Annotated in this window: 25 protein-coding genes and 2 tRNA genes; 19 read left to right on the top strand and 8 right to left on the bottom strand. The window is 63.9% G+C overall.

Annotated features, from left to right (window positions below; all coding sequences use genetic code 11):
- The first annotated feature begins 61 nt into the window (after positions 1-61).
- The 14 genes from FHY06_RS14465 (at position 62) to FHY06_RS14405 (ending at position 11,322) form a co-directional block, all read left to right on the top strand.
- The gene (locus tag FHY06_RS14465; RefSeq protein WP_184605570.1) at positions 62-541 is read left to right on the top strand and encodes a phage tail tube protein; all 480 of its coding nucleotides are present in this window, start codon (positions 62-64) and stop codon (positions 539-541) included.
- Positions 538-1,029 (top strand): hypothetical protein, encoded by a 492-nt coding sequence (locus FHY06_RS14460; protein ID WP_184605569.1) that lies wholly within the window; start codon positions 538-540, stop codon positions 1,027-1,029. Before FHY06_RS14465 ends, FHY06_RS14460 begins: the two co-directional genes overlap by 4 nt.
- Complete coding sequence (locus FHY06_RS35215; RefSeq protein WP_457810496.1) at positions 939-1,169, top strand: phage tail assembly protein T; 231 nt, start codon at positions 939-941, stop codon at positions 1,167-1,169. Before FHY06_RS14460 ends, FHY06_RS35215 begins: the two co-directional genes overlap by 91 nt.
- Positions 1,166-3,586: a phage tail tape measure C-terminal domain-containing protein gene (locus FHY06_RS14455; RefSeq protein WP_184605568.1), complete on the top strand. Its 2,421-nt coding sequence runs from the start codon at positions 1,166-1,168 to the stop codon at positions 3,584-3,586. Before FHY06_RS35215 ends, FHY06_RS14455 begins: the two co-directional genes overlap by 4 nt.
- Entirely contained in the window at positions 3,583-4,176 is a 594-nt protein-coding gene (locus FHY06_RS14450) for a hypothetical protein (RefSeq protein ID WP_184605567.1), read from the top strand. Before FHY06_RS14455 ends, FHY06_RS14450 begins: the two co-directional genes overlap by 4 nt.
- Before the next feature lie 17 nt (positions 4,177-4,193).
- Positions 4,194-4,754, top strand: coding sequence for a hypothetical protein (locus FHY06_RS14445; RefSeq protein ID WP_184605566.1), 561 nt, complete (start codon positions 4,194-4,196; stop codon positions 4,752-4,754).
- Complete coding sequence (locus tag FHY06_RS14440; protein ID WP_184605565.1) at positions 4,751-5,146, top strand: DUF6950 family protein; 396 nt, start codon at positions 4,751-4,753, stop codon at positions 5,144-5,146. The genes FHY06_RS14445 and FHY06_RS14440 overlap by 4 nt, the downstream gene beginning before the upstream one ends.
- Entirely contained in the window at positions 5,146-8,196 is a 3,051-nt protein-coding gene (locus FHY06_RS14435; RefSeq protein ID WP_184605564.1) for a phage tail protein, read from the top strand. Before FHY06_RS14440 ends, FHY06_RS14435 begins: the two co-directional genes overlap by 1 nt.
- A gap of 67 nt (positions 8,197-8,263) precedes the next feature.
- Positions 8,264-9,115, top strand: a complete 852-nt coding sequence (locus tag FHY06_RS14430; protein WP_184605563.1) for a hypothetical protein — start codon at positions 8,264-8,266, stop codon at positions 9,113-9,115.
- Between the two features lie 3 nt (positions 9,116-9,118).
- Entirely contained in the window at positions 9,119-9,547 is a 429-nt protein-coding gene (locus FHY06_RS14425; protein ID WP_184605562.1) for a hypothetical protein, read from the top strand.
- A complete protein-coding gene (locus FHY06_RS14420; protein WP_184605561.1) occupies positions 9,544-9,954 on the top strand; it encodes a hypothetical protein in 411 nt (136 codons plus the stop codon). The genes FHY06_RS14425 and FHY06_RS14420 overlap by 4 nt, the downstream gene beginning before the upstream one ends.
- Positions 9,951-10,271 carry a hypothetical protein gene (locus FHY06_RS14415; RefSeq protein WP_184605560.1) on the top strand — a complete coding sequence of 107 codons (321 nt, stop codon included), beginning with the start codon at positions 9,951-9,953 and terminating at the stop codon, positions 10,269-10,271. The genes FHY06_RS14420 and FHY06_RS14415 overlap by 4 nt, the downstream gene beginning before the upstream one ends.
- Complete coding sequence (locus FHY06_RS14410; protein ID WP_184605559.1) at positions 10,268-10,801, top strand: hypothetical protein; 534 nt, start codon at positions 10,268-10,270, stop codon at positions 10,799-10,801. The genes FHY06_RS14415 and FHY06_RS14410 overlap by 4 nt, the downstream gene beginning before the upstream one ends.
- Positions 10,798-11,322, top strand: a complete 525-nt coding sequence (locus FHY06_RS14405; RefSeq protein WP_311733690.1) for a DUF2514 family protein — start codon at positions 10,798-10,800, stop codon at positions 11,320-11,322. The genes FHY06_RS14410 and FHY06_RS14405 overlap by 4 nt, the downstream gene beginning before the upstream one ends.
- 67 nt (positions 11,323-11,389) lie before the next feature.
- Here FHY06_RS14405 and FHY06_RS14400 read toward each other — a convergent pair whose 3' ends face one another.
- The gene (locus tag FHY06_RS14400) at positions 11,390-12,298 is read right to left on the bottom strand and encodes a UbiA family prenyltransferase (protein ID WP_184605558.1); all 909 of its coding nucleotides are present in this window, start codon (positions 12,296-12,298) and stop codon (positions 11,390-11,392) included.
- The gene (locus tag FHY06_RS14395) at positions 12,295-15,039 is read right to left on the bottom strand and encodes a hypothetical protein (RefSeq protein WP_184605557.1); all 2,745 of its coding nucleotides are present in this window, start codon (positions 15,037-15,039) and stop codon (positions 12,295-12,297) included. Before FHY06_RS14395 ends, FHY06_RS14400 begins: the two co-directional genes overlap by 4 nt.
- A gap of 114 nt (positions 15,040-15,153) precedes the next feature.
- Between FHY06_RS14395 and FHY06_RS14390 the strand changes: the two genes are divergently transcribed.
- Positions 15,154-17,820, top strand: coding sequence for a glycosyltransferase family 4 protein (locus FHY06_RS14390; RefSeq protein WP_184605556.1), 2,667 nt, complete (start codon positions 15,154-15,156; stop codon positions 17,818-17,820).
- Complete coding sequence (locus FHY06_RS14385; protein ID WP_184605681.1) at positions 17,801-18,118, top strand: 3TM-type holin; 318 nt, start codon at positions 17,801-17,803, stop codon at positions 18,116-18,118. Before FHY06_RS14390 ends, FHY06_RS14385 begins: the two co-directional genes overlap by 20 nt.
- A gap of 357 nt (positions 18,119-18,475) precedes the next feature.
- Here the strand turns inward: FHY06_RS14385 and FHY06_RS14380 are convergent.
- Positions 18,476-18,551: transfer RNA gene (locus tag FHY06_RS14380), tRNA-Lys, on the bottom strand.
- 141 nt (positions 18,552-18,692) lie between these two features.
- Here FHY06_RS14380 and FHY06_RS14375 point away from each other — a divergent pair.
- The gene (locus tag FHY06_RS14375; RefSeq protein ID WP_184605555.1) at positions 18,693-19,400 is read left to right on the top strand and encodes an SDR family oxidoreductase; all 708 of its coding nucleotides are present in this window, start codon (positions 18,693-18,695) and stop codon (positions 19,398-19,400) included.
- A 50-nt stretch (positions 19,401-19,450) separates the two neighbouring features.
- On the opposite strand, the gene FHY06_RS14370 is transcribed toward FHY06_RS14375, so the two are convergent.
- A tRNA-Ala gene (locus tag FHY06_RS14370) sits at positions 19,451-19,526 on the bottom strand.
- Positions 19,527-19,616: 90 nt separating this feature from the next.
- Between FHY06_RS14370 and FHY06_RS14365 the strand changes: the two genes are divergently transcribed.
- Positions 19,617-20,483, top strand: a complete 867-nt coding sequence (locus tag FHY06_RS14365) for an alpha/beta hydrolase (RefSeq protein ID WP_184605554.1) — start codon at positions 19,617-19,619, stop codon at positions 20,481-20,483.
- Between the two features lie 9 nt (positions 20,484-20,492).
- Here FHY06_RS14365 and FHY06_RS14360 read toward each other — a convergent pair whose 3' ends face one another.
- Positions 20,493-21,470, bottom strand: a complete 978-nt coding sequence (locus FHY06_RS14360) for a GMP reductase (RefSeq protein WP_184605553.1) — start codon at positions 21,468-21,470, stop codon at positions 20,493-20,495.
- Between the two features lie 206 nt (positions 21,471-21,676).
- Between FHY06_RS14360 and FHY06_RS14355 the strand changes: the two genes are divergently transcribed.
- Entirely contained in the window at positions 21,677-24,097 is a 2,421-nt protein-coding gene (locus tag FHY06_RS14355) for a UvrD-helicase domain-containing protein (RefSeq protein ID WP_019654691.1), read from the top strand.
- Positions 24,098-24,165: 68 nt separating this feature from the next.
- On the opposite strand, the gene FHY06_RS14350 is transcribed toward FHY06_RS14355, so the two are convergent.
- From FHY06_RS14350 to FHY06_RS14340, 3 genes are read right to left on the bottom strand one after another with little or no spacing between them, the layout of a single operon-like run.
- Positions 24,166-25,005, bottom strand: coding sequence for a BPSS1780 family membrane protein (locus FHY06_RS14350; RefSeq protein ID WP_019654692.1), 840 nt, complete (start codon positions 25,003-25,005; stop codon positions 24,166-24,168).
- 9 nt (positions 25,006-25,014) lie between these two features.
- The gene (locus FHY06_RS14345; protein ID WP_019654693.1) at positions 25,015-26,079 is read right to left on the bottom strand and encodes a homoserine kinase; all 1,065 of its coding nucleotides are present in this window, start codon (positions 26,077-26,079) and stop codon (positions 25,015-25,017) included.
- 58 nt (positions 26,080-26,137) lie between these two features.
- Positions 26,138-26,509 carry a hypothetical protein gene (locus FHY06_RS14340; protein WP_019654694.1) on the bottom strand — a complete coding sequence of 124 codons (372 nt, stop codon included), beginning with the start codon at positions 26,507-26,509 and terminating at the stop codon, positions 26,138-26,140.
- Between the last annotated feature and the right edge of the window lie 47 nt (positions 26,510-26,556).

Raw genomic sequence — 26,556 nt, 5'->3', positions numbered from 1 at the left:
CCCGCGTTTCCCAACCCTTGGCCGCCTTGAGCGGCCTTTCCTTTTTGCGAAAGGCAAAACTATGGCAACCACCAAGCCTGTCATCAAGAGTCAGGGCACCGAGCTCTACTACGCATCGGGACCAACCGCTGTCACCAAGATCGTGTGCCCCACGGGTATCAGTGGCCTGGGTGGTGCGCGCGGCCAGATCGATGTGACCTGCCTTGACGATACCGAAGACGAAGAGTTCGTCGGCGGCCTCGGCACCCCCGGCCAGGTGACGATCCCGTTCAACCTGCACAAGTCCGAGATCAGCCACGAGGCGCTGATGGCACTGAAGGCCTCAGGCGAAACCGTGTCCTGGGGCATCTACAGCTCCAACGCGGCCACTGCACCGACGGCCGTGGCCTCGGTCATGCAGCCCGTGGTCGGCCGTGTTTCCGCGGTCTTCAATGCCTACGTGGCCGACGTTGCCATCGACATTGGCGCGAAGGACATCTGGAAAGGCACGATCACGCTGCAGCGCAGCGGCCCGGTGACCTGGGACCTGCTGACGGCATGAGCAAGTACGTCGCCTTCTTCGTTTCGACGGAGATCCACAAGCGCACCGTCGAACTCGCCGACGGTTCCAAGCATGAGCTGCACTTCCGCGAGTTGCCGGTGGCGGACTATCGCAAGTTTCAGATCGCCGAAGCTTCGAAGGACGAGGATGTGCGGGCTGCCAGCATCTCCCGGATGATCGCGGCCAGCATGTGCGAGGCTGACGGCTCGCCGGCTGTCACTGTCGAAGAGGCGATGAACATGAAGCCGAACGTGAGCAGCCGCCTCTTCGATGTGGTCCTCTCGCTGGGAGGCATCGGCACCAAGGGGGAAGCATCGCCTCCGGAGGCGAAGAGTGGTTCTGGCACGTCCTCGCTCTCGCCCTCGGAGGCCGATCCGTCGCAGAGTGGAAAAACGCCATCTCCCTCGGAGAGTTCGAGCGATGGGTCGCGTTCTACCGAAGCCACCCCTTCGACGACCACCACCGATACCACCGGCCAGCGGCCCTGATCGCCCACAGCATTGCGGGGCAGCCTTTCGAGGACCTTATCGAGTTCCTTCAGCCACCGCCGACCGACGGCTACACCTCCGCGGACCTTGATCTGTTCAAGGCCGCCAGGATTCGGCCACCCCCGAGGAAATCTGAATGAGCATTGGCACCATCACCGTCGATCTGCTGGCGCGCACCGGTTCGTTCGAAACGGACATGAACCGATCCGCCAAGCTGGCCGAGAAGCGAGCGAAGGAGATCGACGCGGCCGTGACCAAGGCCGGCGCCGCCATTGGCCTCGCGCTCAGTGCGGCCGGCGTGGCTGCGCTGGCCATGGCTAGGAACGTCATCGACGGGCTGGATGCGCTGAACGATGTGAAGGACGCCACGGGCGCCAGCATCGAGAACATCAGCGCTCTGGAAGATGTCGCGCTGCGCACTGGCACCACGCTGGAGAACGTGTCAGGCATCCTGGTCAAGTTCAACAGCGCGTTGAAGGAGGCTGACGGAAAGAATGGCGTCTCGCAGGCGCTGCAGGCTATTGGCCTCGATGCTGCGGAGCTGAAGAAGCTCGACCCGGCCGAGGCGCTGCGCCAGACCGCTGTGGCGCTATCGGGCTTCGCCGACGACGGTAACAAGGCCCGGCTCGTGCAGGAGCTGTTCGGTAAGTCGATCAAGGACGCGGCGCCATTCCTGAACGACCTGGCCGAGAAGACGAAGCTGGTGGGCACCGTGACGGACGAGCAGACCGCGGCCGCCGAGAAGTTCAACAAGCAGCTGTTCGATCTCCAGAAGAACTCCCTCGACGCGAAGCGGGCCCTGTTGTCCGACTTGCTTCCGGGCATCTCGCGCGTGATCGAGGAGTTCACCATCGGCCGCAAGGTCGCCGGCGGCTTTCTCGACGCGCTACTGACGTTCGGCACCATCAACCCATTCCGTGACCAAGCCGGCAACCTGAAGGCCCTGCGCTCTGAAATCGAAGGTCTGGAGGGCGACCGTGCCCGTTACCAGCGCGCTGGCTCGGATACCCGGGCGATCGACGAAGCGCTGGCCAACAGCCGCAAGCAGTACACGTACCTGAAGGCTATCCAGCAGCGCGACGCCCTGGCCGACGTGGGCGACACGTCGGATGCCGTATCGCGCCGATTCCTGCGTGAGCCGCCCAAGCCGACCGTGGGTGAGTTCAAGGAGCCGAAAGGGACGAAGGGCCACAAGGACAACAGCGCCGCGCAGGAGGCCAAGGCCCAGCTGACGCAGGACCTCGAAGACATGAAGAAGAACACGGCGTTGCTGGCCACTGCCTTCGACAACGACGAGAAGATCCTGTCGGCCAAGCGCGCGGCCAGCCTGATCAGCGATGTCGAGTACTACGCCAAGAAGCGCGACATCATCATTGCCACCGGCGAGGTCGAGGACGCCGGCCTACAGGCGAGCATTGACCGGCTGAAGCGCGAGCAGACCACGCTGACGGGCAAGGACGCGATCGACAATCAGCGCAAGCTGAACGACGCCGAAGCCGAGCTGCGCAAGAGCCGCGCCGAGACCGCGACGCAGCTGACCACGCTGAACATCGAGGCCGAGGCCTCGGCCAAGAGGCTGACGACTTCGATGGAGGATGCACGCGCCGCGGCCCAGTCGCTGCTCGATGTCACCAACCGGGCGCGCGCCCTGGAGCTGTCCGGGATGGGGCGCGGCTCGAAACAGCGCGACTTCGACGCGGCAATCAACCAGATCGAGCAGACCTACGAGCAGAAGCGCCAGGATCTGGAGCGCGACCGCCGGAACAACAAGTTCGCTGGCCGCGAGGACGACTACAAGCGCGAGCTGGCGCTGATCGAGGAGTTCCAGAAGAAATCGATCGACAGCTACGTCAGCTCGTATGCCCTCATCGAGGAGAAGCAGCGCGATTTTCTGCTCGGTGCGTCCGAGGGCGCAAAGAACTACGCCGACGAGGCGGCGAACGTCTACAAGCAGACCGAGGACGCGGTCAAGAACGCCTTCGGCAACATGGAAGACGCGCTGGTCGAGTTCGTGAAGACCGGCAAGCTGGACTTCAAGAGCCTGATCGACTCGATCATCTCGGATGTCGCGCGCCTGGTGATTCGAGCGCAGGTCACTGGTCCGCTTGCCAACATGGTGAACGATGCCCTCAACAACATCAGTCCCGGCAAGGTGAGTGGCGATGCCGATTACCTGAAGTTGATCGGCCTATCTGGCAACTCTGGGCTGTCCATCACCGGTGGCAGCGGCGGAGGCGGGAGCAATTGGCTGGGCGACCTGTTCAGCGGCATCGGCAACATCTTCGGCGGCTTTTTTGCCGATGGCGGATCGCCGCCGATCGGGAAGGTCTCGGTGGTGGGCGAGCGCGGCCCGGAGCTGTTCGTGCCGAACACCGCGGGCAAGGTGATCCCGAATCACCAGCTGGCACGCGCGAGCGGCGGCGTCACCACGAACAACTACTACAACGTCGGCGAAGTGGCCACGGTCGGCATGCTGAAAAGGGCGCTGGCGGCGCAGCAGGCTCAGACCGCAGCCGGCCTGGTGCGAAGCCAGGACTACGGGGGGCGCCTGTCATGAGCGTGATCGCGCTGCCGAACGGGTTCTGCCCCAACAGCTTCACCATGCAGATGATCACGAACCAGCGCATGGCCGCTTCCCCGTATGGCGGAAGCGAGCAGGTCGTGGACATGGGGAACGATCGCTGGATGGTGTCGCTGTCGCTGCCGAACCGCCTGTTCGCGGACGCAGCGCGTGTCGAGGCATTCATTGCTGCGCTGCGCGGCATGACAAACACGGTTGCGCTGTACCACTGGATCCGCAAGCAGCCGCGCGGGACCATGCGCGGGTCTCCGACAGCGCAGGCGGCCGCTGCCGGTGCGCAGGTCCTGCAGTTGAACACTACGGCAGGGGCGACCCTGAGGGCAGGAGACCTGATCGGCGTCTCCGGTCTCCTGCTGATGGTCGCCGAAGACACGGTGGCCAACGGCGCCGGCTACATGATCGTCTATATCGTGAACCGGCTGCGCGTGCCGGTAGCCAATGGTGCGCCCGTGACCTGGGACAAGCCGACGACCCTGTTTCGCCAGACCTCTCAGTCTGCAGCACTTCAGTACGTGCCGGGCTACGCAACCTCGGTGTCGTTCGACTTCGCGGAGGCTATCGGATGAGATCGCTGTCTCCCACGATGGTGGCCGCACTCAGTGCGCCGGTGGTGAACGTGGCTCAGCTGGTTCTCATGGACTTCGGCGGCGGCCTGGTGATCGCTCTGAACTCGCGCAATCACGACATCGAGTGGGGCGGTGTGGTGTACCGCGGCGCAGCTGGGCTCGGCACCATCAGCCCGATTGATGACTCGCCGGGCGAGGTGAAGGGGCTCCAACTACAGATGTCTGGTGTCCCCGTCGAGTATCTGTCGATGGCGCTCGATGATGCTGCGGTGGTGCAGGGCGCCCGATTGGTGGTTCGGCTGGCGGTGCTCAATGACGCAGGCGCCGTGGTCGATGCGCCGATCGACTGGGATGGGTACATGGATACGACGCCGATCGAGACTGACGGTGTTACGTGCACGATCACCGCGACCGCTGAAAGCTCCGCAGTGGACTTTTTGCGCGGCAATCCCAGAACGACCAGCAACGCAGATCAGCAAGCTATGTATCCGGGCGACCGGGCCATGGAATTCATCGTGTCGCAAGACGGTGTTCCCATCGTCTGGCCCACCAAACAGTACTACATCGACAGCCGATGAGACTTCCAAACTGGCAAGAGCGTTTTTCCGACTTCGGCAAGGCGCGCGCAAGCATGCCCTTCGCCTGGGGCTCGAACGACTGCTGTACCTTCGCGGCAGCCGCGGTGGAGGCGATCACGGGCAAGAACCCGATGTCCTCGGTCGCGTCTTACACCACGGAGATCGCGGCCATGCGACTCGTCGTTGCCGCCGCAGGATTGCGGGCGCTGGCGTGTGAGTACCTGGGCTCATCGGTATCGCCCCTCATGGCTGGCGTGGGCGACGTGGTGCTCGTGGAGAACGAAGGGCGCGAGATGCTGGCTGTGTGCAACGGTGCGAACGTGATGGCACCGTCCAAGCTCGGCATGGTGGCACTGGACATGAGCGCCGCAAAAGCGGCCTGGAGGATCTGATGCCACAGGCGATTGCATGGGGAATCAGCGTCCTGGCTGGGGCTGGCGGAACCATCACTCTCGGGATGCTGGTCGCCGCCTACGCCATCACCCTCGTCGGAACGTTGGCGCTAAGCAGCTACCAGAAGCGCAAGGCCGAGCGCATGGCTAAGGCGCAGTTCGACGCCGCGCAGGTGGATCGCCTTGTGAACGTGTCCGGCACTGTGGCACCTCGCCGGCTGGCGCTGGGCCGACTGCGCACCGGCGGTCAGGTTTTCTACAAGGCCTCAGTCGGTCAGTACAAAGAGCTGTTCATCATGTGCGTGGCCCTGGCCGAGCACGAGATCGACGGCATCGAGCAGATCTATCTCAACGATCAGCCGGTAGAGGTCAACGCGCAGGGACAGGTGACGACCGCACCCTACGGGCGACCCGCTACGATCAGCGCCGAGAAGCAGGTGCCCTACGGCTCCCTGACTGTCACGCTCGACTTCGACCCGATTCCGGGCTCCGTATCGGCCACAGAGTCGCCCCCTGGACAGGTCGGCGGCCACGAGGTGCAGTGCAGCGTTGACGGCCGCGTCGTGACCATCATCGACCCCTTGCCAGGCTGGCTGCTGCGCGTCAACTACCAGTACTCGGGCTTCAATTCCTTTGTGCGGATCCTCTCGCACCTCGGCTCTCCCGACCAGCCGGCGGACTGGGAACTCACGCAGATGCTGCCGGGCACCTGGACCGCTGAGCACCGGGCCCGCGGCGTCGCCTATCTCGTGTGCCACTTCGCCTACAACGACGGGGCACTCCCATCGGGCATCCCCACGGTGACGGCTCAGATCCGCGCCGCCAAGCTGTACGACCCCCGAACCGGCACCACGCAGTTCTCCGAGAACCCTGCGCTGATGATGCGCCACGTCCTGCTGCATCCGCAGTTTGGCAAGCGCACCAGCATCCGCCCCTCGGAGGATGCGCGCATCATCGCCGCGGCGAATGCATGTGATGTCGGCATCAGCTACACAGGCAGCGACTGGGTGCAGATGTACCGCTCGGCCGGGATCTACCTCGAAGGTTCGCCCGCGCGCGATGTGCTGGACGACTTGGCGCAATCGATGGCCGGGGAGTGGGCCTATGCCGCCGCCGAGTTCTTCGTGCGCCCTGGTGTGTATCAGTTGCCGGTCATGGACCTGACCGAAGCCGATCTGGCCGTGGTGCAAACCGATAGTGAAGGCTCGATCTCTCAAAGCGCGATTCGCATCAGCCCACACCGCCCACGCAATGAGAAGGTCAACACGGTCGCGATTCGCATCTGGGACCAGGCAGCGAGCTACGTGATGACGCCGATCACGCCGTTCACCAGCGACGCACTCGTGGCGAAGGATGGGGCCGTTCTCACGCAGGAGGTGACTATGCCGGGCGTGTTCTACGCCGGCCAGGCGCGGCACATCGCCGGCATCATGCTGCGCGATGCGCGCGACCCGCTCACGGTGACGCTGCCGTTCAAGCTGCGCGCTTACCCGCTCGAGTTGTTCGACGGCGTGCGATTGACTCTCGCGCACTTCGGATGGGTGAACAAGGAGTTCCGAATCCTGAGCCGCACGTTCTCACCGGAGGGGTTCGTGGTGCTCACGCTGAAGGAGACCACGGCCGCGATCTTCGCTTTCGGCGGCGCGTTCCCGCCAGAGGGCTATGCAACGAACAGTAACCTCCCGAAGCCTTGGGACATCCGGCCCCCGTCAATCCAGACGATTACCAGCGGCGAGAGCGAGCTGATCGTCCAGACGGACGGAACGCTGATCAACGGGGTGCGCGTGACCTGGAACCCCATCGCGGACCAGTCGATTGTCAGCGGCGGCCAGGTGGAGGTCCGATACCGCGTTCTCCCGGATGGCGACTGGATCAGCGTGTTCGTCCCGGGCGACGCGACGGAGGCGAGGTTCGCTGGTCTGCCAGATCTTGCCGTCATCCTGATCAAGGCGCGCACGCGCAACAGCGTGGCCTCCAGCGACTGGAGCATGCAGTACCAGCACACGGTGATCGGCAAGACCGAGCCGCCGCCCGACGTGGAGAACCTTACGATCGCGGGGAGTGTCCTCTCCTGGAGCCTGACGCGACGAGTGCCCGACTTGGCCGGCTTCGTCTTTCGTTTCCACTACGGCCAGAACCTCGACTGGAACAGTGCCGCGCCGCTGCACGACGGGCTCGTGACGGAAAGCCCTTGGGAGCCAGAGACGCGGCCCGGCGGCGTGGTCACGATCATGGTGAAGGCGCAGGACACTAGCGGCAATCAGTCGCGCCTGGTCGGTAGCGTCGTCATGAACCTGGGTGATCCGCCGATCGCCAACATCGTCGAGGAGTGGGACTACAAGGCGCTGGGCTGGCCAGCGGCAGCCGGTGAGCAGAGCGGCTGGACGCTGGTGAGTGGCAATCCCACTGCGAACCCGCTGGATTCCTTCTACGGTTCCGATGCGCAAGCCTTCTATGGCGGCGACACGGACCCTTTCTACAAGGCCGAGTCGTATTCGGAGATGGTCTACGTGACAACCGAACTCCCCGTTAGCTCGGCGCTGGCCGGCTCGATCATGACGCTGCTGGCCGACGTTGAGGGCGTGGACCTCCGCATCGACTACAGGCTGGCCGGGCCCGGTGTGTTCTATGGGCCCGACGCGGATTCGTTCTATGGACCTGACACGGATCCTCGATATGGCCTCGCTGGCGACTGGATGCCATGGCCAGGCCAGCTGGTCGTCGTGAACGATGTCTACCAGTTCCGCGTCATCATCGGCGCCGGCGCGACGCGGGGCATCCTGAAGGGCCTGGCGGTCACAGTCGATGCGCCTGATCTAGAAGAGCTACTTCCGGACGTGCCGATCTCCGCCGGTGGCACGGTCATCCCCTACACGAAGGCGTTCACAAAGATCGTCGTCGTCTCCGCAACGCTGCAGGCCAACGCAAGCGGCGCCGAGACGATTCGCATCGACAAGACCAACCCTCTGGCTCCGGTGATCGGGGCCTACAACGCTGCCGGGACCGCAGTGTCCGGCGCCACAGCAGACATCACGATCCGCGGCTACTAGCTCGCACCTCATCGCAACCAACAGCCCGCCTTCGAGCGGGCTTTTTCGCTCATCGAAAGGAGCAAGCATGGCAGCACCACCCGCAAGAGACGACATTTCCGGCAGCGGCGCTACGCCGAGCAACGGGCAGGCGCGCACGGGCTTCGGCAAGCTCTATGACTACTTGATTGGGCTCCTGGGCCTGACCGGCAACGCCAGTGACGCCAGGGATGCGCTCGGCATCGGCTCGGTGATCACTTTCCGCAACCTGCTGATTAACAGCAACTTCTCGATCAACCAGCGCGGCTATGTCTCAGGCACCGCCACCGGGACCGCCAACCAGTACACGCTGGACCGCTGGCGCGTGGTCACCTCCGGGCAGAACATCTCGTTCGGCTCCGCCTCGCCTGACCGCATCGTGACTGCGCCGGCTGGCGGCATGGAGCAGGTGATCGAAGGTGCCGCCATCGAGGGCGGCGTCTACACGCTGAGCTGGGCAGGCACGGCAACTGCAACCGTGAATGGCGCAGCGATCACCAACGGCGGCAATACCGCGGCGCTGACTGCTGGCGCTAACGTGACGGTGCGATTCACTGGCGGGACTGTGGACAAGCCGCAGTTCGAGCGCGGGACCAAAGTCACGCCTTATGAACGCCGTCCTCCGGGCCTCGAACTTCTCCTCGCTCAGCGCTACTACGAGGTAGGGCAAGGCGAAGTCTCGGGTAACGGCCCCACAGGCATCGAGTACGCCTCGCGCGTTCACTTCAAGGCGACAAAGCGGGCCACACCGACGGTCACTTCGGCGATCGTCTCCAGCGTCAACGCCACCGTGCTGGACATCACCGCGGTGGACGCGAATGTAGCGCGCGTGCGCGTGCAGCCGCTGGCCTCCGGCGGCTTCATCGGCGTGGCTTCTTACACGGCATCTGCGGAGCTCTGAACCATGTACACGATCTACCCTGACCACATCCTGCGCCAGTCCGATGGCGCACGCATTCCGCTCGATCCGGAGAACTCCGACTTCGCGGCCTTTCAGGAATGGCAGGCAGGCGGCGGGGAGGCTGACCAGCCGCCAGGTCCTACCTTCGAGCAGCGCACCGCGGTGTTGCTGGCCAAGGTGGACGATCACCTGAACGCAGCCGCACGAGCCAAGGGCTACGACAGCATCATCACGGCGGCGCTGCGCGCTGCACTGCCGGCCAGCCGCTTCCATGAAGAGGGCATCGCCTTCGGGACCTGGATGGACGCTGTCTATGCCAAGTGCTACGACGTGCTGGCGGCCGTGCAGAGCGGACAAGCCGAAGAGCCGGACGAGGCGCAGCTGATCGCGATGCTGCCGGAGCCGCAGCTGCCGGCGCAGGGGACCAGATGAACCAGCAACCCCTGACCGACATCGTCGCGCTCGCCATCTTGATCGCCGCAGCCTTCTTTTCGCGCGCGGTGGCCGAAGCGGTCGGCCCCTACCTGGTGATCGTGGTGGCCTCGGCCATCGGCGCTTCGTTCGCGCTGGCACGGCGTGAGAAGTCCACCCGCGGCCGTGCGCTGTGGTTCTTCACGCGAGTGGTTGGGCTGGCCGTGCTGCTGACCGCCGGGGCGGCGGCGGCGGTCAGCGCCTACCGGCCTGACCTGTCGCCGCGCGTGCTGCTTGCGCCGATCGCGCTGCTCATCGGCTTCATCGGCGACGGCTGGCCGCGGCTGCTCGCCAAGGCGGTGCAGATGCTCTACGGCCTCATGGACCTGGCGCGGCCTGGCACGAAGGATGGAAAGGATCTGCCATGAACGAGCTGTACCTGTTCGCCCTGGTGAACGCCGGGCTGTGCGCCGGCATCGTGTTCATCTCGATCTGCCGCCTCAACACCATGCAGGGCACCGTCCTCGTGCGTGTGCAGAGCGAGTACGCCGGCTACATCGGCGGGGCGTTGGCCTCGGCGCTGCAGCCCTGGTGGAACGAGTGGCCGCAGTGGGGCTCGCTGGCGATCGCTGGCTGCCTGCTGGCCGGTCTGCTGTTCAGCGGTCACGCATGGCGCCGAGACCGGCCACCGGCCACGGCCACCGCGCCGGCGCCGCTTTCCGACTTCCCGGAGATCCACCAATGACCCTCGACGAAATCACCCGTACCGCCATCGATCCGGCGCTGGCCTGGCTTCCGCCTAAGATGGACAGCCTGGAGGCCCGGCAGGAGCTGCTGACAATCGGCCTGCAGGAGTCACGGTTCGAGCATCGGTGGCAGGTGCTCAACGACCCGAAGAAGAAGGGCCCGGCGCGGTCTTTCTGGCAGGGAGAGCAGGGCGGCGGCATGGTCACGGGCACCATGACCCACCCGGCCAGCAAGGGGCTCGTGCGCGCGGCGTGCGCGGAGCGCAAGGTCGCCTTCACGTCCTGGGCGATCTGGACGGCCATCGAGAACGACGACGTGCTGGCGGCGATCCTGGCCAGGCTGCTGCTGTGGACCGAGCCGGGCCCGCTGCCGCGCGTGACGGACGAGGATTCAGCCTGGGACCTGTACCTGCATGCCTGGCGCCCTGGTGCCTACGCGCGCGGCATGCCGGCCGAGCGGGACGCCCTGCGCAAGAAGTGGGACGTCAACCACCGCCGCGTGCGCGCCTTCCTGGGCGCACCGTCGTGATCCTCCCGGATCTGAAAACCCCGCTGCTCTGGGCGCTGGGCCTGGGGCTCGTGGCCGCGCTGGCCACGACCGGCATCGAGCGCACGCGCGCGGCAGGTGCTCGCGCCGACGCCGCCACCGCCCGCGGGGAACTGGCCGACTACCGCGCCACGGCCGCCGAGTCCGGCCGGCTGGCGGAGCGCGCGGCGCGCAACACCGAACGGACCTGGCGCTCTCGCGTCGATGGAGTGATCCAAGATGGACAGAAACAACTCACTGCCGTGCGTGCTGACGCCGCTACTGCTATCGCTGCTGCTCGCGAGCTGCACGGCCAGCTTGCCGCCTATCGCGCCGCCGCCCGTGCAGCCACCGCAGCGCCCGCCGCTGCCGCAGGAGGGACGCCAGCCTCCGACCCCCTCGATCTGCTCGCCGACCTGTTCGGCCGGGCTGACGCGCGAGCGGGAGAACTGGCGCGCATCGCTGATGAACGCGGCGCTGCCGGCTCTACCTGCGAGTATTGGGCTGAAGCCACCAGACCCTGAATCAGGCCAGGGCGCGCGGTAGTGGCGGCGCTGTCGCTGACACTAGCCACGAAAAAACCGAGAGCTTCTACCAAGGAGGAACGGTAGTCAGCATCAGCAGGCCGATGACGATGTGGATGTTTCTGTAGGTGGTTTGCAGCCAGCGCACATTCGCATAGGCGAGGCCAGCGTGAAGGGTTCGCCAAGTCGCGAACAGATGAATGGCATATAAGCCGATTGCTAGGGAAAGAATCGACGGAACAAGTCCCCGCCAAGCCATCACTGTCAGTGTGATGTAGGCCAAGCTGAACAAGAGGGTCCCTGCTGCAAACGATGCTCTCTGGCCAAAGGCTACGGCATTCGTTCGGATGTTATTTCGCTGATCTGCGTCATGATCGCGTGTCTCGTGGATCAAGTGCCCTGCAGCAAAGACAAGCCCAAAGTAGCAGCCGATAACCACACTTCGGGGCGAAACCGGAGACAGCGCGGCATATCCAAGCAGGAAGTGCAGCGTACCGCCCAGGACATGCAGCAGCGAGTTCAGCAAAGGCACTCCCTTGCCGTTGAGGCCTGGAAGTGAATAGACGGCACTGAGCATTGCGATTAGCACTGCTATGGCAAAAGAGCTCTTGCCGATCAGTGCAAAGACTAACAATGCGAGGGCCAGCAACGCCCAAGCAAGAAACCTCATCCTCTCAGCGTTTTCACCTTTGGCGAGGTAAGTCCCTTGAGCTCGCGTTGGGTCGTGGAGATCTGTGTGTCCTCCCGACCAATCGTTCAGGACGAAGACATGTGCTACGAGCAGGAGATTGCCTGCAATCAAAGCTGCGGCGGTGAGCAATGTTGCTGCGCCAAAACCGGACATCGCGAAGCAGGCGCCGATGACTGGTGCTCCCTGGAGTACGCAGACCTCATCAAAGCGAATGCAGGTCAGGAGGCGCCAGAGCGACAAGAGATGCTGCCGGATGGCGGGTTGCCTGATGTCAGGCTGTCTCATGAGTTAGTGCTTCGCAAACTGGTGGTACGAGGGTCGCTCTGGCCTTCAATGCTCCGGCTGGCGTAGTAGAGCCTCAGCCAGAGTGCAAAGCCGACCTCTTGCGACCAATAGTAGCGTCGCACCGTAGCGCTCATGTCGTTGTGATAGAGCAAAGGGGGAGTGCTCGCCAGGTACGCGAAGTCATTGGATGCGAGGACTTGCAGGATGTGTGTTGCCTCGTTGCGCTGGGCGGAAGTGATGGGTGAACTCTCTAATGTGTTCACTAGCGAGGCAACCTTTGGCCATATTGCCTGGTCGGGGACGATCGGTTGAAGCCTGGATGTAGGTATTTCCAGCGCGCAACCTAAGCGGCGCAGATCTGCTTGCCTCAGGTGGATCATCGTGGGAGCGCCAGCGTAGTAGACCCAGATCGCAGGGTCGTCGGCATGCCTTCTGAGCGATTCGCACAACAAACGCGCGCCGGACGGGTCTTTTTCAGCTAGAAACAGGTACATGTGCATCTGAATGCCGATGTCCGCGGGATTGGGATCCGCCCCCGGATCGAGGCATTGGTAAGCTGTGCGCGGTGCCAGCCAGGTGCGATAGAGACCGTCATCCGTGCGAAAGCGCCGCATGATCCCCATTGCCTTCGACAACTTTATGCGGTCTTTGCCAGGCGCCACGCGCCACACGAGCGCGGTATCGTCCGAATCCGGCGTGATCGCACAGCCGAGAACGCCGATCGTTTGAGCATCGGGTCTGCCGTGATAACGGACAAGGCCGTCGTCCTCGATCTGTTGAGTGAGGAAATCGCGTGCACGCCTCAGCATTTCTTCCATGCTGGCGACGTGCTCGATCGGACCTGCGATGTCCAGCATGATCGCGTTGAGATAGGTGTTGAGTTCGACTTGAGGCTTCTCGAAGCGAGTCTCGCTCGTGAACGAAGTGAGCCAATAGCCGGGCGCGCTCTGCGCGCGAGCAATACGTTCGACTGCTCGGCTCGCTGATTGGTCGAGGAAGCGCTCATGGGGATCACCCGCGGCCGGTAAATCAAAGGATTTCTCACGCAGCAACCGAGCTTCGCCGCCAGGATGAGCGCGCACTAAAACTGCCAGCTTGTGCCGCCCTGGCCGTAAGTCATCCGCGGGAATTCGCAGCCGCCATCCGGCATGACTTCTTTCGGCCAGCGTCTGAACAACATCTGGACGCTCGAAAAAGTGGCTGGTGCCCGCCACCTCATGTCCATCGATCAGAACTGCGACGTCTTGGGGTGAACTCGAATCCACGAGTGCCCAACCAGCGACATCGATTCGCCGCTCCACCCGATCACCTTTGGCTGCGTCATGTACTACGACATCTAGGAACTCGATCAAGTCCACATTGCCGCGCAGATCCATGAACAGGTCGCGCTGCACAGGTGGATGAGACAGTTCGGCCACGAAAGCTGCGTTTCGCACGTCCCACATAGGCTGCATCCTGTCGTCGGCCTTTGTAGTCAACATCCTTGTGTCGGATTCGCCGGTGTACCAGAAGGCGCCGATTGCCTGGATGGCGATAGACGCCGCACAGGCGCCGGCAAATACCACTCGCGTACTTCGCGACATACTCGCCAGAATGGGGGGAAGCATCCACACGAGTAGCGGCACGAGGTCCGTTAGCCAGCGAGGCCCCCACGCGATGCCTTGCCGCCAATCAACCATCGCGTAGCCGATGACCTGGGCGATGATGGCTATGCACAACGCTATCGTCAGCCCGCGATCACTTTTTTCCCGAAACGCACGAACGACGAGAAATGGAACAAACAGCAAAAAGGGAGAAAAGACGAATAAGCCGCGCGTGGGACTGAATAGCAGTCCCGCGATGCCCTCAAGAGTGTTGTCGTTGAAGTCGCTAGGGTGAACGGTGAGGGCGTAGGCACCTGCTACATGCCCGACCACACCCAAGTTGTACGTCAGCGTGAGCAAGACTGGCACTGCGCCTGCTAGAACGAACCAAGTCCACCGCTTCCCCGCCCATTGCAGTCCCCACAACCCGAGCGCTGCGGCCAGGATGGCATCGGGAGGTCTATTTGCTGCAATCAGCGCACATAGGAATCCAGCCACCGCTATGCGTGCAAATGTTCGTGGGCCTGTGATGAGCCACATGGTTGCGATGATCAGGAGCTGTGCCAGCCCATGCATCCAGAGTGCTTGGCTGCTGATCACCCATGCAGTCGTTCCGAAGGCGAAGGCAAGGCTAAGCAGTGATGCGGTGCGCGCATCTGTTCGTCTGCGCAGCAGCAGGTACAGCAACGCGACCGATGTCGCCGCGATCAAGGAGGCGCACAGTTTCTCCATGATGCGAGCCACTTTGTCAGTGACGTGCGGCTGCCAGCCGATGCTGTCCAGATAATGCGCTGCCGGTAGGTACAGAGGGGTGAGGACGAGCGGGACGACCAGCGGATACTTCGATACCAGCTGGTTCCGACGTCCCCGCTGAAGCCAAAACGCCGTCCCATCATGCGTGTCAGCTGTTGGAGCTGAACGGCCCAGCGCAACTGGTCCGGCAATCGGATCCATCAACACCGTATGGTTTCGAAGGATCGAAAAGGGCAGGTAACGCGCTGCGAAGGTATCTGCTGCGGATATCAGGCGGCCATTGGCGTTGAAGACCACGAACGCGAAAATGGCCAACATCAGGGCGATCACCGCATCACGTAGATAAGACCCTGGCGGCCCTTGCTGTTCTGTTCCGCTTGGCCGTCCAGGGTCGGTTCCGGTCATCTCAATGCTTTCTGAGGGATAGTCCTGAGCTTCATCGGCAGTTCGGCTGCCGAACAGGATTATGCATTTGTAAGCTATAGTTACTAGTCTTGCCGTTTCGCGGCCGGAGTCCTCATGCAGCGCCGCTATTCACTCGATCGGCATCTAGTACCGGCCGACCTCGCCATCTTCACCATCTGTGCGAGCAACTATTTGGCCCACGCCTGCGTGCTAGGGGCTTCTGTGCGTCAGCACCAACCGGGGGCTACTCTGGTTGTCTTCCTGCTGGATGAACTGCCGGACGGAATTGAACTGCCGGAACACGTGGTACTTGTTGCAGCCGAAGCCGTCTTCGAGCGTCGGGAATGGAATCATCGACGCAGCCACTACAGCTTTCTGGAATTCGCAACAAGCGTGAAGCCGGCCTGCTTCCGCTTTCTGTTGGACCAGGGCGTGCAACGCGCGATCTATCTTGATCCGGACATCCGCGTGTTTCAGAGAGTCGATCAGTTCTGGGACGGCGCGGGCGCAGACGCCGAACTTGTACTTACGCCGCATACGCTGGCGCCGCTTCCGGACGATGGATGTATGCCGGATGATCTCGTCATCCTGCGGGCGGGTCTCTACAACCTCGGCTTCGCTGCGCTGCGAGACACACCGCGCGCTCGGTTCCTGCTGCAATGGTGGGATGAGAAGTTGCGCACGCTGTGCTTTGAAGATGTGCGCACGGGTGTGTTTACTGATCAGAAGTGGATGGACAACGCGCCATTGCTTGTGCCCGGAGCGAACGTCCTGCGGCACATAGGCTTCAACGCCGCGTATTGGAATCTTCACGAACGCAGCCCCTACTGGTTGGGCGATCGCTGGCAGATGAAGGCCGCGAGTGGGGAGATGCGGGATCTCGTCTTCTTTCACTTCAGCGGTTTCAACCCCGACTTGAAGCGGCTGTCGCGCTATGAGAGCCGCTTCGGCTGGAACCTGCCGGGCGACGCGCAGACCTTGTTCGGCGAGTACGCGCACGCACTGAAAGATGCTGGTATCGACCGATTCCGCACGTTGGAACTCCCGCGGGTTTCGTTCGCCGACGGTGCCACATGGGATCGGGCATGCCGTGCGCTGTATCGCCAGTTGCTCACCGAAGGAGTGGACTTGGGTGACCCGCTGGAGGATCCGGCGTTCTTGGGTTGGGCAAGAGACAAAGCGCCCGGCGATCATGTGACTCGGTACATGCGAACGGTGCTTGAGATGCGTGCCGATCTTGTGAACGCATTTGATGATGGCCACGATGCAGTGGGTCTGATGGCCTGGATGCGAACCTCCGGCCTGCGCGAACTAGGCCTTGATCGCAGCCTCGTGGAGCGTCTGGGAATTGCCGGCAAGTCCGACCAGATGAGCGTGAACTACATCGGTTACCTCAGCGCCCATCTTGGGGTCGGAGAGGCGGCGCGAAACAGTGTTGTGGGTCTGGATGCCGCGGGAATTGCCGTCCGCTGCCATGATATTTCGTTCGATACGACAGCACCGACGGGGCGGTACACCCTCCCGACCCCGCGCTGGGCCTCAGGCGTGCCTGCCGCGACGATCGTCGGCTGCAATGCGGACATGCTGCCCGATGTGCTGTCGAAACTGCCGTCGGAGTTTCTGAGCCAGTATCGCATCGGCTGTTGGTACTGGGAGACTCCCGACTTCCCGGAGGACTGGACGGATCGGTTCGAATTGGTGGATGAGATCTGGGTCGGGACACAGTTCGTCGCTGATGCCATTCGGCAGAAAACCACCATCCCTGTCACAGTGATGCCCCCCACGGTAATGCCACCGCCGGTCAAGCGCGACCGCGCGTGGCTTACGGAACTATTGCCGGAGATCAGGAGCGACGAGTTCGTCTTTCTTTTTCAGTTCGATGTTGCTTCCGTTCCATTCCGGAAAAATCCAGAAGGTGTAGTCGCTGCTTTTGTTGAAGCCTTTCGGCCGTCGGAGGATGTTCGATTGGTCGTCAAGGCGCTGAACGCAAAGGCGGCGCCTGACCTGATGCAGTCGCTGCGCGATTCGGCAGAAGGCCATCGCATTTCTTTCCTATCCGAAGCGATGGACAGCGACGAGCGCTTCCGTCTGCTGGCGTCTGTGGACGGCTTTGTCTCGCTGCATCGGGCTGAAGGTTTCGGTCTCTCGATTGCTGAAGCGATGGCATATGGCCTGCCCGTGGTGACTACGGGTTGGAGTGGCAATGCAGACTTCACGCATCCCAACAACGCAGCATTGGTGCCTTTCGATCTCGTGCGCAGCAATTCTGCCCACGGGCCGTATGGAGCGGGGACGCTCTGGGCTGAACCCAAGATCGACGCCGCTGCCAAACTGATGCGGCGTGTGTGGTTGGACCTCACATGGCGGGCACAAATTGCACAGGCGGGGCAGCAAACTGTGGCCTCTCAGTTCTCCGCCGGTGTGGTGGGCACTGCTATGCGGGCTCGCCTCGTGCAGGTCGCTGGATTGCGTCGGGGTCAAGTTGCCGCTCGGCAACGATCGGCCCTCAAGAATGCCGCCAAGGTTCTGCAATCGCGTAACACATCGCTTTTAACCACTGTGCTTCGCGATATGGTCCGTTACCCTGGCTACTACCTCGTTCGGATGCCACGCGTGCCCCGGCTGTTGTTGCGCCATGGGATTTACGGGGTGGCAACGAGGGCAGAGGCCCTCGCGACTGCCACCGTCGATGTCAAGGGCCAGTATCGCGTCACGCGCATGCTGGCCCAACTACGCAAGCGACTGCTGAAGTGGCGAGGCGATAGTCCGCGTCTGCGCTGATGCCCTTGCGGGAACTCCAGCCGCGATAGCGATCGCCACGGCGCAGACCGAGATCAACAAGGTCGAGTCATTCAGCACGCGCCTGTTCGTAGCCGGCTGGCGCCCATTCGTCGGCTGGATTTGTGGATTCGCTGTGGGCTTCAAGTTCATCGGCGGTCCGGTGCTGTTCATGGTGACCCAGGCGCTGGGGCATCCTGTGATGCAGCCGATCTTCGGGACCGAAGAGATCTGGCCGCTGCTGCTGGGCATGTTGGGGCTCGGAGAGCCTGCACCATTGACGAGGCGCGCGACATGCTGATGCTCCAGTCTGTGAGCGCGATCAGGGCATGCCCGGCAGGTGACGATGCGCCCGATATGAAGAAGAGACGGTCGAGATCTGACCTTGCCGGTTGGTCAGGGCCTTGAGGTGGGGATTCGCCGATAAGCAATGCAACGACGTAGTCTCGACATGAGAGTGGATGCAATCGTACCCACGCCATGGCTCACCACCGGTAATGCTTTTTCCCATGAGCGTCACGATCAGTGGATGGCGCGCAAAAGAAAAAACCTCCCAGTCTTTCGACGGGAGGTTTCTCTGTTTGCGGAACACGTTCTGCAATTGCGGAACAGTGCTCCTTAAGAAATAGCGCGAAAACCGCGCAGTTCCTAGTGTTGGTGGTGGGCCCTGAGTGACTCGAACACTCGACCTACGGATTAAGAGTCCGCTGCTCTACCAACTGAGCTAAGAGCCCTTGCGTTGAAAACGTTTAGTGTTTTCTGGCAAGACCACGAGTATATCCCATAAATCGAGCTTGTCCAAAAAATTTGTGACTTGCAGCGTTAGGATTCGTCATCACCGATGGGGCAGGGCCCCTCAACCCAGGAGAACTTCGATGAGCGACGCCAGCACCACGCCACATATCTTGATCACCGGCGCTGCCGGCGCACTCGGCCGCGCGGTGGCCCAGCACTTCATCGACCAGGATGCGCGCCTTGCGCTGGTCGATCACCACGCGGGTCGTCTGGCCGAGGTGTTTCCCGGGCTCGACAATTCGCAGCACCTGCTGCTGTCCGGCGACGTGACTTCCACGACCGAGATGGCCGCTCTTGCAGAGCAGGCGCTCAAGTCCTTCGGCCGCATCGACACACTGGTGCACATCGCGGGTGGCTTCGAGATGGGAGAGGCGACCCACGCGCTCTCCCGCGCAAGCTGGGACCGCATGATGAATCTCAATGCCTGGTCGTTCGTCGCCGTGACGCAGGCGGTGCTGCCTTCGATGATCGGGCGTCGCTCCGGCAGCGTCATCGCCGTCACTGCGAAGGTCGCGGCGCGCGGCGTACCGGCCATGGCTGCGTACATCGCATCGAAGAGCGCATTGCAAAGGCTGGTGGAGGCCATGGCGGCCGAGGCGGCGCCGCATGGCGTCAACATCAACAGCGTGGCTCCCAGCGTGCTCGATACGCCCGCTAACCGGCAGGCGATGCCCGATGCGAACCCCGCCGAATGGGTGTCGACATCGGTCGCCGCGCAGACCATCGCCTTCCTCGCGTCGCCTGGCGCGGTAGCGCTGCATGGGCAGCATCTGACGCTCGATAGCTGAGCCAAAAGAGAAAAGGCCCTGGCGGATGCCAAGGCCTTTTCGGTGTCGGTTGGTGGAGAGGAGGAGGATCGAACTCCCGACCTCCGCATTGCGAACGCGGCGCTCTCCCAGCTGAGCTACCCCCCCAACGCAAGGCGAATTTTAACCAGAACTCCCGTTTTGGCGCATGCCGCCGTGCCAAGATGCGCGCCTCGTGAAACACGGAGCAAAGACTGCATGGCCTCGTTCGAACCCGCCTGGCTGGAAGGCATGTACAACAACCTCGCGCGGGTCAGGAACCATCCCGCGTATTTCGAGCGCTGGGCGAAGGAATCGGCTGCGGAGCGCGAAGCTCTTCCGGCCCGCATCGACGTGCCCTACGGCCAGGGCGTGAACGAGACGCTCGACATCTTTCCCGCGCCGGTGCCCGATGCGCCGGTACTTGTCTTCATCCACGGCGGCTACTGGCGCGCGATGGACAAGAAAGACCATTCCTTCATCGCCCCGGCTTTCAACGATCGCGGCATCTGCGTGGTGCAGCCCAACTACGCGCTGTGCCCCGGAACTTCCGAGCGGCCGGTCACGGTGCCCGGCATCATGCTGCAGATGGTGCGTGCGCTCGAATGGACGTGGCGCCACATTGCTGATCACGGCGGCGATCCGACGCGGATCACCGTCGCGGGACACTCGGCGGGTGGACACATGGCGGCAGCGCTGCTCGCCTGCGACTGGAAGGCAGTCGCCCCCGACCTGCCTGCGCATCTGGTGCGCAATGCGCTGTCGATCTCGGGCCTCTACGATCTCCGTCCGCTGCAGCGCACGCCGTTCCTCGAGAACACGCTCAAGCTGACCGACGCCGATGTACTGCGCGCCAGTCCTGCCTTGTGGCCGGCGCCGAAGCGCGGCCAGCTCTATGCGGTTGCCGGCGGCAGCGAAAGCGAGGAATTCATCCGCCACAACGCCATGATCCGCGACGCGTGGGGCCGCAACACCGTGCCGGTGTGCGAGGTGCTCCCAGGGCTCAACCACTTCGACGTGGTGGACGCGCTCGCCGATCCGGCGCATTCGCTGCACCGTCACGCGGTGCAGCTCCTGGAAGCCTGACGGGGGCAGTTACATCAGCAGGTGCTCGCCGGCGTTGTCGCCGCCGAGCGTCACGTAGTTGACCTTGCGGATGTCCATCAGCGCGCGGCCGCCCGCGTAGCTGATCGAGCTCTGGACGTCCTGCTCCATCTCGATCAGCGTATCGGCCAGCTTGCCCTTGATGGGTTCGAGGATGCGCTTGCCCTCGACGTGCTTGTATTCGCCCTTGTTGAAGTCGCTGGCCGAGCCGTAGTACTCCTTGAACAGCTTGCCTTCGACCTCGACGGTCTTGCCGGGCGATTCCTCGTGCCCCGCGAACAGCGAGCCGATCATGACCATCGACGCGCCGAATCGCACGCTCTTGGCGATGTCGCCGTGGTCGCGGATGCCTCCGTCGGCAATGATCGGCTTGGTCGCCACGCGGGCGCACCACTTGAGCGCCGACAGCTGCCAGCCGCCCGTGCCGAAGCCGGTCTTGAGCTTGGTGATGCAGACCTTGCCCGGGCCGATGCCGACCTTGGTCGCGTCGGCGCCCCAGTTCTCGAGGTCGATCACCGCCTCGGGCGTGCCGACGTTGCCGGCGATCACGAAGGTCTTCGGCAGCTTCTGCTTGAGGTAGCCGATCATGTTCTTCACGCTGTCTGCGTGGCCGTGCGCGATGTCGATCGTGACGTACTCGGGCACGAGGCCCTGGGCCACCAGCTGGTCGACGGTGTCGTAGTCCGCCTTCTTCACGCCCAGCGAGATGGAGGCGAACACGCCCTTGCCCTGCATGTCCTTGACGAACTTGACGTTGTCGAGGTCGAAGCGGTGCATCACGTAGAAGTAGCCGTTCTGCGCCAGCCACAGGCAGATCGACTCGTCCACCACCGTCTTCATGTTGGCGGGAACCACCGGCAGGCGGAAGCAGCGCTCGCCCAGCGTGACGCTGGTGTCGCACTCGGAACGGCTCTCCACGCGGCACTTGCGCGGGAGGAGGATGATGTTGTCGTAATCGAAAATCTGCATGACCAGGCTCCTGGAAGGAATCGTTGAGAGGAACGAATGAGCGCTTGGTCCGGCCGGTTCCTGCAGTACGTTTCGCAAAGGAAACGCCCACAAAAAACCGGGCGCAAGAAACTTGGGCCCGGTGATTGATTTTACGCGGACTCGCGAAGTCAGGTCTTCCGCTTCTTCGTATAACCCGCATACGCCGTGGTTTCTACAATCGGAGGATGTTGTTTAACGATCCCGCGGCCGACGCCAACCCCCCAGCGCTGCCGCTGCTCCAGAATCTGAACGCGGAGCAACTCGCCGCGGTCACGTTGCCAGAAGGCAACGCCCTCATCCTGGCAGGCGCCGGCTCCGGCAAGACGCGGGTGCTCACCACCCGCATCGCCTGGCTGCTGCAGACGGGCCAGGTCTCCGCCGGCGGCATCCTGGCCGTGACCTTCACCAACAAGGCCGCCAAGGAAATGATGACGCGCCTGACGGCGATGCTGCCCGTCAACGTGCGCGGCATGTGGATCGGCACCTTCCACGGCCTGTGCAACCGCCTGCTGCGTGCGCACTGGAAGCTCGCCAACCTGCCTTCCACCTTCCAGATCCTCGACACGCAGGACCAGCTCTCGGCCATCAAGCGCCTGATGAAGCAGTTCAACGTCGACGACGAACGCTTCCCCGCCAAGCAGACCCAGTGGTTCATCGCCGGCGCCAAGGAAGACGGCCTGCGCCCCGACGCCATCGAGGTGCGCAACGACGACGACCGCAAGAAGGTCGAGCTCTATCGCCTCTACGAAGAACAGTGCCAGCGCGAGGGCGTGGTCGACTTCGGCGAGCTCATGCTTCGCAGCTACGAGCTGCTTCGCGACAACGAACCGGTGCGCGAGCACTACCAGCGGCGCTTCCGCCACATCCTGATCGACGAGTTCCAGGACACCAACCGCCTGCAGTACGCGTGGATCAAGATGCTTGCGGGCAACACCGTCGAGGGCCGCTTCGTCCCGGGCGAGCACAACAGCGTGATCGCCGTGGGCGACGACGACCAGAGCATCTATGCTTTCCGCGGTGCGCGCGTGGGCAACATGACCGACTTCGTGCGCGAGTTCGACGTGCGCCACCAGATCAAGCTGGAGCAGAACTACCGCAGCTACAGCAACATCCTCGATTCCGCCAACGAGCTCATCGGCCACAACAAGAAGCGGCTGGGCAAGAACCTGCGCACCGACCAGGGCCCCGGCGAGCCCGTGCGCGTGTACGAGGCCCCCACCGACCTCGCGGAGGCGCAGTGGATGGTCGAGGAAATGCGCCAGCTGGTGCGCGACGGCTACGAGCGCAAGGAAATGGCCGTGCTCTACCGCAGCAATGCGCAGAGCCGGGTGCTCGAAACCGCGCTCTTCAACGCCTCGGTGCCGTACCGTGTGTACGGCGGCCTGCGCTTTTTCGAGCGCGCCGAAATCAAGCACGCGCTGGCCTACCTGCGCCTGCTGGAGAACAAGGACGACGACACCAGCTTCCTGCGCGTCGTCAACTTCCCGCCGCGCGGCATCGGCGCGCGCACGCTCGAAACCCTGCAGGACGCCGCGCGCGCGGCCAACCGTTCGCTGCACGACGCGGTGAGCGTGGTCGGCGGCAAGGCGGGTGCGAACCTCACGGGCTTCGTCGCCAAGATCGACGTGCTGCGCGAGCAGACCCAGGGCGCGAGCCTGCGCGAGATCATCGAACTGGTGCTCGACCACAGCGGGCTCGTCGAGCACTACAGGGCCGACCGCGAAGGCGCGGACCGCATCGAGAACCTGGAGGAACTGGTGAACGCGGCCGAGAGCTTCGTCACGCAGGAAGGCTTCGGCCGCGACGCCGTGGCGCTGCCGGTGGACGAGTTGCGCCAGTCGCCCGCGAGCCAGGGCCTGGACCCGAACCGCCCGGTGCTCGATGAGCCCCTGGCGCCCGATGCAGAGACCGGCGAAACGCTGAGTCCGCTGGCCGCCTTCCTCACGCATGCCGCGCTCGAATCGGGCGACAACCAGGCACAGGCGGGCCAGGACGCGGTGCAGCTCATGACCGTGCACGCCGCCAAGGGCCTGGAGTTCGACTGCGTGTTCATCACCGGCATGGAAGAGGGCCTGTTCCCCCACGAGAACTCGATGAGCGATTTCGAGGCGCTGGAGGAAGAGCGCCGGCTGATGTACGTGGCGATCACGCGTGCCCGCAAGCGCCTGTACCTGAGCCACTCGCAGACCCGCATGCTGCACGGTCAGACCCGCTACAACGTCAAGAGCCGCTTCTTCGACGAGCTGCCCGAAGGCGCTCTCAAGTGGCTCACGCCCAAGAACCAGGGCTTCGCGCCCTCGGCCTTCGGCTATGGCGGCGGGTATGGCAGCACCCGCGGCGGCTCAGGCGGATACGGTGGCGGTTATGGCGGCAGTTCGGGCGGAGGCCGCGACAAGGACACCTTCGCCAGTCCGCCCGTGCCGCCGCAGAAGACCGCGCCTTCGCACGGCCTGCGCTCGGGCATGCAGGTGTTCCACAACAAGTTCGGCGAAGGCACCGTGACCGCACTCGAGGGCACCGGCGACGATGCACGCGCTCAGGTCAAGTTCGCGCGCCACGGCGTGAAGTGGCTGGCGCTGTCGGTGGCCAAGCTCACGCCGATCTGATCCGGCGGTCCAACGGATAGCGGACGGCGGCAGTCAAGCTGCCGTGCCTGCCGCGGCGGAGGCGGCGATCAGTCGGGGTAGAAGGTGTCGCGGAAGGTGAACCAGTTCGACGCCTGTGTCATCGCCGCGAGCGTCAGCACGGTGCCGAGCATCAGCAGGTTGCCGGCCGTCATCGCACCGGTGTCGGAGCCCAGCGAGCCCACGCCGATCACGATGGTGCCCACCAGCGCCGCTGCCAGCAGGCCGAGCAGCAGCACGCCGCACCACGCCAGCCAGTACAGCGCATAGGCGCCGAAGTTGCGGAACATCGCGACCAGGCTGAAGAAGATGCTCTTCACCGGCTCGACGCGGTGCCAGTGAACCAGCGCGGGCGCATGCCAGATGGCGGCAATCAGCGGCAGGGTGAGGCACATCTGCAGCAGGTTGGCCAACTGGAAGCGGCTGCTTTCCATTACCTCCTTGGCAGGGGCCTCGCCGGCGAAGTAGCTGCGCATGAACTGGCCGCCATCGACGACCGCGGTCACGAAGACCGTCAGCAGGCAGTACACCGCCGAGATCACGCCGAGCACTGCCAGCGAGCGCCATTCCGCCCGCATGGCCCGCGCCACCGACAGGAACATGAGCGCGCCGGTCGGCTTCCTCGGGCCGGGCGTGCCGTCCGTTTCGGCAGCCTTGTCGCTGGCGGAGGCGTCGGCCACCGAGGCCGCGACCATGAAGCCCAGCGTGGAGAAGGGCAGCAGCACGAAGGGAAGGAACCTGCCGATGACCGGCAGCTGCGAGATCGTCGAGATCAGCGCCATGAACATCAGGAACAGCGACACGAAGGCCAGCGGCTGCCGCCAGAAGTTCTTGAGCCCTAGGCGGACCCATTCCACGCCGGTTCGCGCCGGCACGAGGTTGAGTTTCATGTGTGCAGGTCAGGCAGCCAGCAGCGGCTCGAGGGCCTGCGCCATGGCATGCGGATGGGTGGCGCGCTCACGCAGCACGCGCTCGAAGTGCGTGGGGTCATGGGGCTTGAGCATGCTCGCCTCGCGAGGCAGATGGAAGTCCCAGAGCCGCGAGATCCAGAAGCGCAGCGCCGCGGCGCGCAGCATCGCGGGCAGCAGGGCGCGCTCGGACGCGTTCAGCGCACGCACGGACTCGTAGGCCGACAGCAGCGCATCGGCGCGTTCGGGATCGTGGCGGCCGGTGGGCAGGTCGATGGCCCAGTCGTTCAGGCACACGGCCAGGTCGAACAGCCAGGTGTCGGTGCCGGCGAAGTAGAAGTCGAACACGCCCGTCAGCCGCGGGGCGGCGCCGGGCTCGCCGTCGGTCGCGAACATCACGTTGTCGCGGAACATGTCGGCGTGCACCGGGCCGCGCGGCAGCGCCGCATAGGCCGACGATTCTGCGATGTGATTCTGGTAGGCCAGCTCGGCGCGCAGCAGGTTCGCCTGTGATTCCTCGATGTACGGCAGCACCACCGGCACCGTCTCGTTCCACCAGGGCAGGCCGCGCAGGTTCGGCTGGATGCGGGGGTAGTCGCGCCCCGCGAGATGCATGCGCGCCAGCATCGAGCCCAGTTCGGTGCAGTGCGCCGCGGTCGGGGCCAGCTCGCTGCGGCCCGAAAGCTTCTGCACCACCGCAGCCGGCTTGCCGGCGACGACATGCAGCAGGTCGCAGGACGCGGCGGCCTCGGCGGGGGGCGTGGGCTGTCCCTTGCGGACCTTGCCTGCCGTATCGGGCTCGGGTTGCGCCACCGGGGCAGGTACCGGCAGGCCGGCGTCCGCCAGATGCTTCATCAGGCAAAGGTAGTAGGGCAGCTGCTCGGCGCTCAGGCGCTCGAACAGTGTCAGCACGAACTCGCCGGACTCGGTGGTCGCGAAGTAGTTGGTGTTCTCGATGCCGCCCTCGATGCCGCGCAGCTCGCGCAGCGGGCCCAGCCCCAGGCTCTGGACGAGCGCGTCGGCCTCGCCGAAGCCGACTTCGGTAAAAACTGCCATGGCGGTACTCAGCGCCGCATTGCTGCCGCGAAAACCAGAACGGAAGGCCTCATTGCGGTCAGAACTTCAGCACGTTCCAGACACGGGGGCCGTTGGCGCCGGTTTCGCTCGAACCCTGGCGGCCGGTGGCGGCATCTGCCGGCAGCACCTCGTAGCCGGGCATGTTCGACTTGGGCTTGACGTTGATGCTCTGGGTGCGGCCGCCGTAGCGCACTTCGTCGACCGAGGCTCCGCTGTCCTCGGTGTGGATGTTCTCCACCTTCTGGTTGCGTCGGCCCTCGGCCTTGGCCTGCTCCTGATTTGGGAGCGCCTCGGCCGGAGCCGCCGCGGGGGCGGGCGTGGCCTGCTGCGCCTGCACGGCGGCAAAGGGGGTTGCGAAGGCCAGCGCCAGCAGGATGCGGCGGGCGACCAGGAGTGTGGAGCTAGGCATGCAAGCATTGTAGGCTCGCAGCCGCTTGCGGACCGTCGGTTGACACC

It is taken from the genome of Variovorax atrisoli (assembly GCF_014195185.1).
GTDB classification, from domain to species: Bacteria; Pseudomonadota; Gammaproteobacteria; order Burkholderiales; family Burkholderiaceae_C; genus Variovorax; species Variovorax atrisoli.
Note: the sequence above shows the minus strand (reverse complement) of the source record. Positions and strands in the feature narration are given on the sequence as shown.

Bases quoted from the DNA above. Each gene is read 5' to 3' on its own strand.
- FHY06_RS14465 (WP_184605570.1), top strand. From the start codon at position 62: ATGGCAACCACCAAGCCTGTCATCAAGAGTCAGGGCACCGAGCTCTAC.
- FHY06_RS14460 (WP_184605569.1), top strand. From the start codon at position 538: ATGAGCAAGTACGTCGCCTTCTTCGTTTCGACGGAGATCCACAAGCGC.
- FHY06_RS14455 (WP_184605568.1), top strand. From the start codon at position 1,166: ATGAGCATTGGCACCATCACCGTCGATCTGCTGGCGCGCACCGGTTCG.
- FHY06_RS14450 (WP_184605567.1), top strand. From the start codon at position 3,583: ATGAGCGTGATCGCGCTGCCGAACGGGTTCTGCCCCAACAGCTTCACC.
- FHY06_RS14445 (WP_184605566.1), top strand. From the start codon at position 4,194: ATGGTGGCCGCACTCAGTGCGCCGGTGGTGAACGTGGCTCAGCTGGTT.
- FHY06_RS14440 (WP_184605565.1), top strand. From the start codon at position 4,751: ATGAGACTTCCAAACTGGCAAGAGCGTTTTTCCGACTTCGGCAAGGCG.
- FHY06_RS14435 (WP_184605564.1), top strand. From the start codon at position 5,146: ATGCCACAGGCGATTGCATGGGGAATCAGCGTCCTGGCTGGGGCTGGC.
- FHY06_RS14430 (WP_184605563.1), top strand. From the start codon at position 8,264: ATGGCAGCACCACCCGCAAGAGACGACATTTCCGGCAGCGGCGCTACG.
- FHY06_RS14425 (WP_184605562.1), top strand. From the start codon at position 9,119: ATGTACACGATCTACCCTGACCACATCCTGCGCCAGTCCGATGGCGCA.
- FHY06_RS14420 (WP_184605561.1), top strand. From the start codon at position 9,544: ATGAACCAGCAACCCCTGACCGACATCGTCGCGCTCGCCATCTTGATC.
- FHY06_RS14415 (WP_184605560.1), top strand. From the start codon at position 9,951: ATGAACGAGCTGTACCTGTTCGCCCTGGTGAACGCCGGGCTGTGCGCC.
- FHY06_RS14410 (WP_184605559.1), top strand. From the start codon at position 10,268: ATGACCCTCGACGAAATCACCCGTACCGCCATCGATCCGGCGCTGGCC.
- FHY06_RS14400 (WP_184605558.1), bottom strand. From the start codon at position 12,298: ATGAGACAGCCTGACATCAGGCAACCCGCCATCCGGCAGCATCTCTTG.
- FHY06_RS14395 (WP_184605557.1), bottom strand. From the start codon at position 15,039: ATGACCGGAACCGACCCTGGACGGCCAAGCGGAACAGAACAGCAAGGG.
- FHY06_RS14390 (WP_184605556.1), top strand. From the start codon at position 15,154: ATGCAGCGCCGCTATTCACTCGATCGGCATCTAGTACCGGCCGACCTC.
- FHY06_RS14375 (WP_184605555.1), top strand. From the start codon at position 18,693: ATGAGCGACGCCAGCACCACGCCACATATCTTGATCACCGGCGCTGCC.
- FHY06_RS14365 (WP_184605554.1), top strand. From the start codon at position 19,617: ATGGCCTCGTTCGAACCCGCCTGGCTGGAAGGCATGTACAACAACCTC.
- FHY06_RS14360 (WP_184605553.1), bottom strand. From the start codon at position 21,470: ATGCAGATTTTCGATTACGACAACATCATCCTCCTCCCGCGCAAGTGC.
- FHY06_RS14355 (WP_019654691.1), top strand. From the start codon at position 21,677: ATGTTGTTTAACGATCCCGCGGCCGACGCCAACCCCCCAGCGCTGCCG.
- FHY06_RS14350 (WP_019654692.1), bottom strand. From the start codon at position 25,005: ATGAAACTCAACCTCGTGCCGGCGCGAACCGGCGTGGAATGGGTCCGC.
- FHY06_RS14345 (WP_019654693.1), bottom strand. From the start codon at position 26,079: ATGGCAGTTTTTACCGAAGTCGGCTTCGGCGAGGCCGACGCGCTCGTC.
- FHY06_RS14340 (WP_019654694.1), bottom strand. From the start codon at position 26,509: ATGCCTAGCTCCACACTCCTGGTCGCCCGCCGCATCCTGCTGGCGCTG.